This is a genomic window from Thiohalobacter sp. IOR34 (genome assembly GCF_030406045.1).
Taxonomy (GTDB): domain Bacteria; phylum Pseudomonadota; class Gammaproteobacteria; order Thiohalobacterales; family Thiohalobacteraceae.
Genome location: NZ_CP128988.1, coordinates 1,384,638 through 1,396,691 on the forward strand (window position 1 = coordinate 1,384,638; position 12,054 = coordinate 1,396,691).

General features: G+C 51.4%; 9 protein-coding genes. All 9 read left to right on the forward strand.

The features are described from left to right. Positions 1-3: 3 nt before the first annotated feature. The 9 genes from QVG61_RS06385 to QVG61_RS06425 all read left to right on the forward strand — a co-directional run bounded on the left by QVG61_RS06385 (position 4) and on the right by QVG61_RS06425 (position 12,054). Positions 4-243: an acyl carrier protein gene (locus QVG61_RS06385; RefSeq protein ID WP_289932550.1), complete on the forward strand. Its 240-nt coding sequence runs from the start codon at positions 4-6 to the stop codon at positions 241-243. A 509-nt stretch (positions 244-752) separates the two neighbouring features. Beyond that, a complete protein-coding gene (locus QVG61_RS06390; RefSeq protein ID WP_289932551.1) occupies positions 753-2,363 on the forward strand; it encodes a hypothetical protein in 1,611 nt (536 codons plus the stop codon). Positions 2,364-2,459: 96 nt separating this feature from the next. Then, entirely contained in the window at positions 2,460-4,115 is a 1,656-nt protein-coding gene (locus QVG61_RS06395; RefSeq protein WP_289932552.1) for a hypothetical protein, read from the forward strand. 32 nt (positions 4,116-4,147) lie between these two features. Next, the gene (locus QVG61_RS06400; RefSeq protein ID WP_289932554.1) at positions 4,148-5,143 is read left to right on the forward strand and encodes a polysaccharide deacetylase family protein; all 996 of its coding nucleotides are present in this window, start codon (positions 4,148-4,150) and stop codon (positions 5,141-5,143) included. Positions 5,144-5,397: 254 nt separating this feature from the next. Beyond that, on the forward strand, positions 5,398-7,365 hold the full coding sequence (locus QVG61_RS06405; protein WP_289932556.1) for an ABC transporter ATP-binding protein: 1,968 nt from the start codon (positions 5,398-5,400) through the stop codon (positions 7,363-7,365). 248 nt (positions 7,366-7,613) lie between these two features. Next, a complete protein-coding gene (locus QVG61_RS06410; protein ID WP_289932558.1) occupies positions 7,614-8,717 on the forward strand; it encodes a glycosyltransferase family 1 protein in 1,104 nt (367 codons plus the stop codon). Positions 8,718-8,739: 22 nt separating this feature from the next. Next, a complete protein-coding gene (locus QVG61_RS06415) occupies positions 8,740-9,864 on the forward strand; it encodes a glycosyltransferase (protein ID WP_354671213.1) in 1,125 nt (374 codons plus the stop codon). A gap of 82 nt (positions 9,865-9,946) precedes the next feature. Next, positions 9,947-10,945, forward strand: coding sequence for an NAD-dependent epimerase/dehydratase family protein (locus QVG61_RS06420; protein WP_289932563.1), 999 nt, complete (start codon positions 9,947-9,949; stop codon positions 10,943-10,945). A 77-nt stretch (positions 10,946-11,022) separates the two neighbouring features. Continuing rightward, positions 11,023-12,054: a glycosyltransferase family 4 protein gene (locus tag QVG61_RS06425; protein WP_289932564.1), complete on the forward strand. Its 1,032-nt coding sequence runs from the start codon at positions 11,023-11,025 to the stop codon at positions 12,052-12,054.

Consider the following 12,054-nt stretch of genomic DNA (forward strand, 5'->3'; position numbering starts at 1 on the left):
GTAATGAATAAAGCTGAATATCAGGAAATTGTCGCGTTACTGAGCGACTTGCTGGAATACGAGGGAGAGCTACACGTAGGGCTGTCGCGGGATGATATTCCCAAATGGGACTCCCTCAAGCATGTACAGATCATCGAGGCACTGGAACAGGAATTCGATGTGCAGTTGTCCATGGATGAGATGATCGAAATTCAGGGTATACAAGATATTGTTAATGTTCTTGAAAGGCACTCGGCTATCTAAGGCTTGTTTGAATAAGCCATGAAAGACCTTATCCAAGGTCTGGTATTAACCCGGTACTCGAAACAGAAGCTACATGTGAAATTACTGAGACAATGCACCAATGGTGCGTTTTTTTTGGGAGTCTGAAATCCAGATGGGTTTCAGACTCCCAGGATTACTTGACCTGATCGAGGCGAGATCTGAAATGGGTTGCTGACAGAGCCGTGTAATTCTGCTTATCGCAAGGTTTGTGACCTCATAACAATTACAGACAAGGAGATGCAAGAAGTCATGGAGAGGCCAGGATATCGACATGCAAGATTTTTCCGCCATGAAAAACACGGGGTCAAGTATATAAGCCATCCTCTGCGCCAGCATGACGTAATCACGAACATGCCAAGACAAAGGACAAGCAAGCCTCATTCAGTGGCTTTGTTATCCTTTGTCCTGGTATTGCTGCATCAATGCCTTCTTGCTCCAGATGATACGCGCATTATCGCGAATCCCATGGTCTGAGAAGGGTTCTGGTCATGTTTATCTATTCGAGCAAGATGTTGAAGCCATTGCTGACAATCGGATTTGTCTTTAGCTCCGGATTATCCCGTATCAGAGATGCATTCCTGTTCATGAAGATGCTCGCAAAAGATGCGGCCAAGCTCAGGGAAAAGGCGGCAACACTCAATGATGAACTCAGGGCGGCGTTGGAGTCGGATAGTGGTGGGGAGGCATTTGACCCAGGAAGGAAAACGATATTCTTGGTAGTTACTTGTGGGCAGGCGGTGCGAACCATCCTGGTTTCAGGCTTGCTGGGAAAGCTTAGAGAACGTTACAACATAGTCATCTTTTCTCCCTATTACAGATCCGAGCATTTTCTTAACAGCTACAAGGCGGAAAATGTCAGGGTGCTTCCCTGGTTCGACAATTATACCCTGCGGCTTGAGTTTCTGGCTGCGTATTACCATATGCACTGTAGTTCTTCGGGGACGCTGAAGAGCATCATGGAGAATATAGAGGTCAATGCAAAACAGGGGTCCTCGAAAAAGATTCGTAACGCAGCCCGTCGTCAGTACAAGATGCTGAATTTCTCAGTTTTGGTCGGCAAGCTGTTCGGGCGCAAGACCCTGTCAGGTGTGCATCAGATATTTCTATGGGCTGTGCTGCCACATGGCATGTTCAGAATGTTGTTTGATCGCTTCAGCCCGGAGCTTGTACTGTCTACTGCGGCACACCACAGCGCTAGCTGGCCTCTGACGCACTATGCTCAGGATCAAGGTGTCGTTACTGCGGCATATGTTATCTCCTGGGATAATTTGACCACCAAGACCCTGCTCGATGAACACGTGGATCACTATCTGGTATGGAGCGATGAAATGCTAACGGAAATGCAAGAGCATTTTCCATTCATTGAGGCGCAAGCACATGTGGTTGGTTCGCCGCAGTTCGATATGTATTTCAATAAAGAAGGACTTGTACCAAGAGACGAATTTGTGCAGAGCATGGGTCTCAATCCTGATCTCCCTTATATTCTGTATGCTACCAATACACCGATTGCCATGCCAGAAGAACCGCAGATCATCAAGGAATATTGGGAGGCTATCCAGAAAACAGATCTTGCAGGCAAGGTCAGCCTTGTAGTCCGTCTACATCCCAAGGACATGATTTCAAGATATGAAGAGCTCGGAGAGCTGCCAGATATCGCAATCACTCTTGCGGGGCCACCTGAGTGGGAAGGTGCTGATAAGTGGCTTCCTGATCAGGAGATCATGGCATATATGCTCAATCAGATGGCGCATGCATCTGTAAGCATCAATGTGGCCTCAACGATGAGCCTCGAGGGCTTTTGTCTGGGGTTGCCAACATTGAATGTTGCCTATACCACGGCCACGAATAAGAAGCGAGAAAATCTTTTGTGGAGTTTTGAAATGTACCATAGCAGTGACCATTACAAGGCATTGGTTGATGAGGGTGCGGTGCTTGTAGCGCATTCGAAGGAAGAATTGATAAATGCCACAAAAGAAAGTCTGAAGCATGGCGCTACAAGGAAGGAAGCGATGCAGAAAGTGTTGTCACAGAAGGTCTCATATTGTGATGGAAGCTCTTCCGAAAGGTTCTCTCAAGTAATTGGCGAGATAATCTCCTGAACAGTTTGCTTGGCATAGCTCTGGAATATATTTGATATTGGAATACAGGTAAGCGGTAGCTCCTGAATCCATCGTAGGGAAATAGCAGTTGCTGACATGTCGATATTCGAAACCAGATTGATCGATGCGCTTAAACTTGGTGTATCCATGTCCAGGCGCATGGATTCCAATGTATTCCAGAAATCGCTAAAGGTGGTTTGCTCTGCATACCCTCAGGACTTGCCGCTCGAATTTTCAGATGTAAAACGTCTGGTACGAAGAGGGATATATGTTGCGCAGCAGGATATGATTGCTGAATCATGCGCAGCATGGCCCGTCCGCAGTAGGTTTAATAGACTTTTCAGAAGGGAATCGCGGCCGAGAATAGGCATGCTGGTTCCTGATGGTCAATCTGCAAGGACATTTTTGCTATCTGATGTCTACAGGAAGCTGAACAAATGGGCTGAGGTAATCGTCCTGTCGCCATTTGATGAACTTTGGACTCTGGATGGAAACCTGCCACCTGAGAAGCTATACAGGATACCCTCGCCAAAACGTCAGCCACTGGAAACGCTGCTTCGGTATTCAGGTTATCGTGTCAGCAATAGCCCAACACATAAAATATATCAGAACAATCTGGATGAATCCTACGCCAGGGCTCTGCAACAAGGCAAACTGGACAAAAATCTACAGATCTGGAATTTATCGGAGAGATTCTCAACCATCGAATCGTACCAATCCTTGTATGCGTTTGTGATGTATATCTATGGCGCGACGACACCTCTGGGTCAAGCAAGAAAGGAATTGTCACGGCTGAAGCTTTCACTGCTGCTGAATACCAACTGTATATCCTGGATTTCCAAAATCTGGACGAGGGCCGCAGCAATCGAGTCGTTGCCTGTGGTTTCGAATGTGGTTTCCTGGGATAACGTGTCCACCAAATGGCTTATCGATGAGTTCGCGGCACAATATCTGGTATGGAGCCAGGAGATGGATCAGGATTTCGATATGAGTCTTCCACATTTCCGTAACAAGCAGCGTCGCATCGTTGGTTCGCCTCAATTTGAAGCAATCACTCAGAAGAGAGGGCTTGTTCCAAAGGAGGAGTTTTTCAGGCATTTTGGTCTGGATGTTAATAAGCCATTGATTCTGTATACGACGGGATCGAAGACGACATTCCCTGCAGAGCCACAGTTTCTTAATGATTTTCTTGCCCATTGGAAGGAGCATTATTCAGACAGGTTTCAATGCATGGTAAGAATGCATCCCAAGGATCGGTCTGAGCGGTATGATGAACTGCGTTCCAAATATAATAATGTTGCCTTTACCTATGCAGGCAAGAGCCTCCAGAACGATAATCAATGGGTACCAAGTCCAAACGATATCGATCTGTTGGTAAATCAACTCCATCATTCTGATGTCATCGTAAATGTTGCATCAACAATGACGCTTGAAGGCTTTGCTGCGGGGAAACCATCGGTCAATATCGGTTTCGACCTGGGGCTAATCAATAGCCTGCACTACCCGCTAAGGGATTATTACAAATCTCGACATTATCGAGATCTTGTTGATATGGATGCGGTTTATCTTGCCAACAATTATGAGGAGTTCTATGCGATGCTGGAAAAGGCATTGGCCCACCCTGATGAAAAGCGCCATAATCAGAAGCATGTTCTGAAAATGAAGTGTGATGATGTGACAGCGTCATCAGACAGGATAAATGCCAGCATCGCTGATTTCGTCGCTCATCGGTTGGGTGAGGGTAGGTTGTAGAGGCTAGAATCCGCCGCTGCGATACCTATATTATGAATCATTATATTATCACATATCATTATATTCGTGATGACAATCCATATAATGTCAATGCATTGCGGATTTCTGATTTTGAAAAACAGTTGAACTATTTCATTGATAATTTTTCCCCGCTTTATCCCAATGATCTATTGAATGCTGTTGAGCAGAACAGCGAGCCGCCACCTGGTTTCCTGCTCACTTTCGATGACGGCCTTAAAGAACATTACAAGGTGGCATACAGGCTATTGAGAGAGCGGGGGCTTTCAGGGATATTTTTCCCTAACATTTCGCATCTGATTGGCGGCAATATTCCCTTGGTCAACAAGCTGCAGGTAGTGCTTGGAAAGCTTGGTATAAAGAAGTTGGAACAGTATCTTCTGGATAGATATAAGACGCATCCCCAAGGCCGCAGATTGAATGCTATTCCCTCCGCGCCAGTAAAAATCAAGAGACTGGACAACATGCGGGTTCAGAACATCAAGTATTTCATGAATTTTACTCTTGATGAGCATGTCAGTAATGATCTGATCAATGACATTTTTGAGGGAGTTGTCGGGGATGTTCGTCGCTATATAGCCGAGAACTTCCTCACCGAGCGCGAGATACTGGAAATGCATGATAATGGGATGGTCTTTGGCGGGCACAGTGTGACGCATCCATACTTGACTTCAGTAGATTATGCAAGAAAAGAGTATGAAATCCTTGAGTCAATAAATTATCTAAGCTCCATGCTGGGTGATACGGTCAAGTATTTCTGTTATCCCTACGGACATTTTGATACCGATTGTAAAAAAATATTGGGTAAGTCGGATGTGTCGCTTGCATTCACGACAACGCCAGAAATCCACTTTGGTGCGAGCCAAAGATACTCAATAGGCAGGTACGATACCATTCATTTCCCACCTGTTGGTTCACTAGGGCCTGTGAACACTACCCCAATGGGCTCTGTTGCGTCAGAAAAAGCGCCAATCAAGGCGCGGGGAGAGCGGTTTGGTGACGCCAAATGAACGACGAGCAACGCGGAGTGGTGCTTTTTCAGGTGCAACCCGCAGGGCTGGGGCTCTTTTCCCGCCCAGCGGCGTTATCATTCGCACGGGTAGACTGATAACACCTCGCTCATTCTGCCTTGCTGGACGGAAAAACAGCCCCGGCAGAACCCATTGGGATCGTGTTAACAGGCCCTGGCAGCAAATCACAATTGACAACACCCCCTGAGCTTTATCTATTGCGGCCAGCAACTGGATTAAAGGGTAGGCAGAAGATGAGTGAAATATCCAGTGATGTGCTGAATGACGAGGCATATACCAAATACCCGAAATATCACGTATACCGTGATTGTGCCAAGCTGATTTTTCATTTCAAGCCATTGGCATTGCAGCTTGTTGTGTTTGGTTTTCTCGGCGCTGGATTCCGTATGCTAATGATGTATGTGTTATCCGGTCTTGGTAGATATGCTGAGGGTGGCATTGATGCCGGCGAATTGCTGCTAATCGTTGCAGGTGTATTGCTTTCTGGTATTGGAATCTATGGTGCAGGATATCTTATTGCCGTCAAAAGCCAGGATATTATCAGGGATGTGCAAACCCACCTGATATTTTCTGCATCGAAGGAATTGTGCGAGTCGGACTGCAGGCCTATAGGTCGCAATGATCGGCTCGACCTGATGCTGTTGCTTAGACAAGACGTCAGGGCGATACGGACAATTGCTCTAAATCTCATAAAAATGTTTGTCAATTCCATTTACGCCTTGTCTATTTACGCAATGTTGGTATATCTGAACTGGCAGTTGGCAGTAATTCTTCCGCTGCTTATTTTGCCATTATTGTTGCTGATCATTCGGGTCAACAAGAAGATAATAAATGAATCGATCAATGTCAGAGCGCATATTGTAAGGAATGCAGGAACTACCGGACGGTTCATCCGTTCATTGCCATATTTGCGCATGTTTGATAATCGTGGAATAGCTGCAAACATGATCACGAGCATGATGATCGAACGTTTTCAGCTAAGAAGGAGGCTGGCAGAGCTAAAGGCATTTAATGTTTTTCTGTTTGGTGTGGCAGGAACCATTGGATTGTCTGCAATTATCTGGCTCACACTCGATACTGATGATGTGGCGGAATTGACAGGGCAATATGCAGCTGCATTTATCGGATTCATCATGCTGCAACAAATAGTTTCAGTAATCCTGGCTACTGTCGGAAAAAATAATGAAATGCTGCCTATCGCCCGTCATTTCTTTAGCAGGCTCGGTGAGTGGTCCTCTGTGGGTACGAATGAAGGGGGGAAGCTGAAGATTCCTGACCAGTTGGATGAAGTACGATATTCAGGCTATCGGCCAAAAGATTCAGACAGGCAAATAACAGGTTGGGATTTCAAATTGCATCCACAACACGTATATGCTGTGGTGTCGATTAGATCGCCTTCATTTGAGAGGATGGCAGAATCATTTACTGAGGGTGCATTTCTGAGCGATGACCATGTCTATATCAATGATATACCCATAAACAAATTCCATCCTGATGAGCTTGTCAAACTGGTCGATATTTTTACAGAAGACTCGACGACCTTTCCAATGACGATCAGGGAAAATATTTTGCTGGTCAATAGCAAAGTGTCTGATGACGAATTTAAGGAAATAAACAGCATATTGAAGCTTGATGAAGCTTTTAATGATCTGTCAAGTGGATTGGATACGAGGGTCTCTGTTTCTGATGATGATCTTTCAGGCGAGCAACTGGCCAAAATATCCTTGGCCAGGTTGATGCTTTCACCAGCAAGAATCTTCTTTATAGATTTAAATCTGTTTCATGAGTTGCCTAAAGTAGAGATCGTTAAAATAATTGATTATATAAAGAAGAGGAAAAGGGCAGCTTTTATATTGGTCAAACCGGCATTGCTCAAGGATCTTGATATGTGTGACCGGTTGCTTTTTTTCAAGAAAGACGACCTCATGTTTGATGCTGATATAGGTGATCTGGAAGATAAAAAGCAAAAACACTATTTTTATATTAATCCGCATCCCGATGTCTGTCATGCCGTGCAGAAATTAAAGAACCCAGACGACTGGCCAACCTTTATCAGGGCGGTTCTTGCTTATGAGGCTTTTGTTGATCGCGTTAATTACGAATTTGATGGTGTAATAAAGTACCTAGGTAAAAAGCCCAAGCAGCCTGGCGAAAATCTCGATATTGAGATTGAAGAAGACTCTGAGTTGGAAGGGTTATAGGTTGGGTTATGCAGATCGTTGCATACTGGATATGGGGTTAGGGTTGAAGATCGACCGTCAATGCCGTCGATAAGGCCCGCGATGGCTGTAATGTTGAATTGTTATCGTTGGATCTGCAAATGGATGCTGAGAGTATAGAAAAAAGAATCCATCTTGGTCTCGTCATCAGGGCTGTCGGTTATGGAAGCCATTTCGGGTGAGCAGCGTAAAGGCTGCAGCTTGTTAAGACCTGGGCTGATATTGTCTCCATGCCTTTGTGTGCGTTCAATCTGCTCTATATCCGCCCTGGTTATCAGGGCGGAACCGCGCGCTATGCAATAGAGTTACTTCATCATCTATCTGATCTCGCGGCTCATGAGATTGTGGTCTATGCGCAGGAAGGCCTCTTTGGCGGTGGCGAGATTCCGTTCAGAAACGCCAGGCTTGTCGAAACACCAGCGTTTCCGAGTCTTGTCCTGCGTGTTGCCTATGAGCAGATTTGTCTGCCCTTTCTGCTGAAAAGAGATCGTGTCGATCTGCTGCTTTCCCCTGGCTTTGTCACCCCCTTGTGGGGAAACTGCAAGAAGGTGATTACCGTCCATGATCTCTACTATATGAAATATCCGCACTATGTGCGTCCCTGGCAGCGGCGCTACCTGCGGGTATTTGTTCCGCTGGGGCTCCGAGTGTGTGATGCAGTCGTTGCCGTTTCCGAAACAACCAGACGTGATCTCGCTGATGCCTATCCCTGGGCAACAGCCAGGATGCACAGGATCTATCCCGGCATCGACAGGAAGAAATTCTCATGCAGCGGCATGGACAGGCACGATGAGGCGAGATATTTTCTGATGGTCGGCAATCTGACGCCGAACAAGAACGTTGAGCTGGTGATCGATGCAATGCGCTTGCTGGCGGTCTCCCATGGTGGCTGCAAGCTCAAGATCGTTGGTTCGGATCCTTCCTCGCGTATCGATGCAGGGCAGCTGCGGGCCGAGGGTATCGATGTGGAACTCTTGACAGGAATCCCGGACGAGCAGCTCAGACTGCTGTATTGTAATGCGACTTGCCTGATCCAGGCATCGAAATATGAAGGATTTGGCCTGCCGGTCCTGGAGGCAATGGCGGCCGGGCTGCCTGTCGTGGCGAGCACGGCTGATTCACTAAGCGAAATAGCAGGTGACGCAGCATTGTATTTTCCGCCGGATTCCCCCAGCCAGCTTGCCAGCCAGCTCGACCGCTTGATGCAGGATGGCTCACTGCGCAAGGAGCTGGTCGACAAGGGTTTCGAGAACCTGGAACGCTTCTCCTGGAGCGATAGCGCCAGCCAAACAGCCGGGCTTTTTTCCAGGATACTTGGCGGATGTGGTGCCTGAAACGGCCTCGGATAAGCAGGATATGCGGATATTACACGTATACAGGACCTATTTTCCCGATACCCAGGGTGGCCTCGAGGAATCGATTCGTCAGATCTGCAGAAGTACAGGAGATTATGGCGCAGAATGCCGTATCTTCACCCTGTCCCGTACCGCAAGACCCAGGGAGATTCTCAGAGAAGAGGCGAGAGTATTCAGAAGGCCGCTCAGTTTCGAGGTGGCTTCCTGCGGTTTTGGTCTGACATCCCTGCCGACGTTCAATCAATTGGTCACATGGTCGGATCTGGTCCATTACCACTATCCATGGCCCTTCGCCGATATTCTTCATCTGCTCGGCAGGGTATCCAAGCCGTCTGTCGTGACTTATCACTCGGACATCGTTCGTCAGCGCTTCCTGGGAGCGTTGTACATGCCTCTCAGGGACAGGTTTCTTTCCTCCATGGACAGGATCGTGGCCACCTCACCCAACTATTTTGCCACCAGCAACACCCTGGGGCGTTTCTCGGAAAAGGTCGAGGTCATCCCCCTGGGGGTCGATGATGCGAGCTATCCATCACCGGATGAGGGTCTGGTCGACAGGATGCGACACGAGGTGGGCGAGGGATTTTTTCTGTTCATCGGTGTGCTCCGCTATTACAAGGGCCTGCATGTCCTGCTCGATGCCATGAAGGGCGCGGCCTTCAGGCTGATCATCGTGGGTGCCGGGCCTGTCAAGAAGGCGCTGTTGGAACAGGCGAAGCGCCTGGGTCTCGACAATGTCCGCTTCCTTGGCCGCATCACTGACGAGGAGAAGGTCGCCTTGATCAAGCTGTCGAAGGCCATCGTGTTCCCTTCCCTGTTGCGCGCCGAGGCCTTCGGGATCACGCTGGTCGAGGGCGCAATGCTTGGCAAGCCGCTCATCTCGACAGAGATGGGCACAGGCACCAGCTATGTCAATGCGGATGGGGAATCTGGCATCGTCGTGCCGCCGGCCAACCCGGCGGCGCTGAGACAGGCCATGGAGAAACTGGCGTCGGATCCACCCTTGGCAGAGCGCATGGGCCAGGCGGCGAGATTGCGCTATGAATCCTATTTCACCGCCAGGCGGATGGGCCAGGCGTACATGGGGCTCTATGAGAATATCCTGAAGCAACGCCATGCCGGATAAGTACGACAGGGCATCCTGATTCACGCCCGGTCCTGAACCGGGGCACGGTTTCCATTCCCAGCCAGATCCATATGTCCTGACGATGCACAGAATACTGGTCACTGGAGGCACGGGTTTCATCGGGCGGGCGCTTGCCGGACGTCTTCGTGACGAGGCCGGTACATTACGCATCCTCACCCGGAAGGCGACAGCGGCGCCGCCAGGCTGTGAAGCCGTTCTCGCAAGTCTGGATGATGAGGCATCATTGCGAGCTGCATGCTCAGGTGCCGACATCCTCTACCACTTGGCAGGCCATGCCCACGTGACCAACCGGCATGCTGCGGGTGAGGCGGAACTGCACCGCCGCATCAATTTCGAGGCCACCTGTCGTCTCTACAGGGTGGCGGCCCAGACGGGGCTGCGGCGCTTCGTCTTCGTCTCCAGCGTCAAGGCCGGTGGTGAATCGGCCATGCGCTGTCTTGATGAGAACAGCGATCTCCTGCCTGACGATCCATATGGTCAGGCCAAGCGTCGGGCCGAGGACTGGTTGCTCGAACAGGCGCGTGCTGGCGGGCCGGAGGTCGTCATCATCCGACCGACCCTGGTCTACGGTCCCGGTGTGAAGGGCAACCTGGCTGCCATGCTGCGCTGGATCGACCGGGGAATCTTTCCACCCGTCCCCGAGACCGGCAACCGGCGTTCCATGGTCGACGTCCGCGATCTGGTCGAGGCGCTGCTGGCTGCTGGCAGCCGACCCGAGGCGGTGGGACAGATCTACATCATCAGCGACAGCGAGGACTACAGCACGCGGCGCATCTACGAGGCGATGTGCCGGGCACTGGGGCGGCGGCCACTCCCGGGGCTGCCGGCCGCCCTGCTGCGCGGACTGGGGCGGATCGGGGACCTGCTGGAGGGCGTGTTGCGGCGGCCCCTCCCGTATAATGGCGCGACGGCCTCGCGGCTGCTCGATTCGGCCTGCTATCGATCAGTCCGGGCGGAGCGGCTGCTCGGGTTCCGGCCGCGGTATCGGTTGGAGGATGCGTTGCCGCAGATGGTTGCGACATATCGCGGGGCAACTTCTGCCTCAGCCGGGGTGGATTAGGCGGCGGCTCCGGCGAACCGCATGCCGCCGCCAAGCGCGGCCTGGCGGCCGCTTCTACATAGCAGGGAATCGGAATTTTGCTGGCATCGCTCCTCGCTTTCGTGATTTCGGCCGCACTGGCCTGGTGGCTGGCCCATCCGCGCGCCCCGCTGCGCATCCTTGACGTGCCCAATGCCCGTTCCCTGCACAGCCGTCCCATCCCACGCACCGGTGGGCTGGCCATCGTTGCCGGCCTGCTGGCAGGGGGCGTGAGCCTGCTGGCAGGGGGCGTGAGCCTGCTGGGGATCGGTTTGCCCTGGGTGGCTGGCATCCACGCCCTGGATGTCGATGGCCACAGGGCGCTGCCTTCGCTTGCGGCACTCGCAGTCCTGGTAGTGCTGTCCTTCATCGACGACCGTCGCCACATTCCCGCACTCTGGCGGTTACCGGTACAGCTTGGCGTGGCCGCCGTTCTCGTCTGGCAGCTGCTGCCGGCCTCTGTCGGGCTGCTGGGGTTCGGACTGGCGGTGCTGTTCCTCGGCTGGATGATCAATCTCTACAATTTCATGGACGGCATGGACGGTTTCGCAGGCGGCATGGCGGTGATCGGCTTCGGAACCCTGGCCACCCTGGCCTGGCAGCAGCAGGCCTGGTTGCCGGCCTTCGGTTGCAGCCTGGTGGTGGCGGCCAGCCTGGGCTTCCTGACCCAGAATCTGCCACCGGCGCGGCTGTTCATGGGGGATACCGGTTCGACACTGCTTGGGGCCCTGGCCGGTGTGGCCCTGCTCGGATTCGACCGCCTGGGGCTGCTCCCCCTGCCGCTCGGTCTGCTGCTGTTTTCGCCCTTCGTGGTGGATGCCAGTGTCACCCTGCTGCGCCGGCTGCTGCGCGGTGAGCGCGTCTGGGAGGCCCACCGCAGCCACTATTACCAGCGGCTGGTGCGCCTCGGCTGGGGGCACGGGCGGACCCTGGCGGCCGAGTACCTGCTGATGCTGGCGGCGGCGGCCAGTGTCCTCTGGGCGGCACGCTTGCCGGCGGCGGCGCAATGGTCGATCATTGGCGGCTGGGGATGGCTGTACTTGGGGCTGATGGCATGGATTTCGCGACTGGAAAGGGGCAGGGAGGGCTGA

Coding starts and splice junctions, on each gene's coding strand:
- QVG61_RS06390 (WP_289932551.1), top strand. CDS start 753: ATGTTTATCTATTCGAGCAAGATGTTGAAGCCATTGCTGACAATCGGA.
- QVG61_RS06405 (WP_289932556.1), top strand. CDS start 5,398: ATGAGTGAAATATCCAGTGATGTGCTGAATGACGAGGCATATACCAAA.
- QVG61_RS06420 (WP_289932563.1), top strand. CDS start 9,947: ATGCACAGAATACTGGTCACTGGAGGCACGGGTTTCATCGGGCGGGCG.
- QVG61_RS06385 (WP_289932550.1), top strand. CDS start 4: ATGAATAAAGCTGAATATCAGGAAATTGTCGCGTTACTGAGCGACTTG.
- QVG61_RS06410 (WP_289932558.1), top strand. CDS start 7,614: ATGCCTTTGTGTGCGTTCAATCTGCTCTATATCCGCCCTGGTTATCAG.
- QVG61_RS06400 (WP_289932554.1), top strand. CDS start 4,148: ATGAATCATTATATTATCACATATCATTATATTCGTGATGACAATCCA.
- QVG61_RS06395 (WP_289932552.1), top strand. CDS start 2,460: ATGTCGATATTCGAAACCAGATTGATCGATGCGCTTAAACTTGGTGTA.
- QVG61_RS06415 (WP_354671213.1), top strand. CDS start 8,740: ATGCGGATATTACACGTATACAGGACCTATTTTCCCGATACCCAGGGT.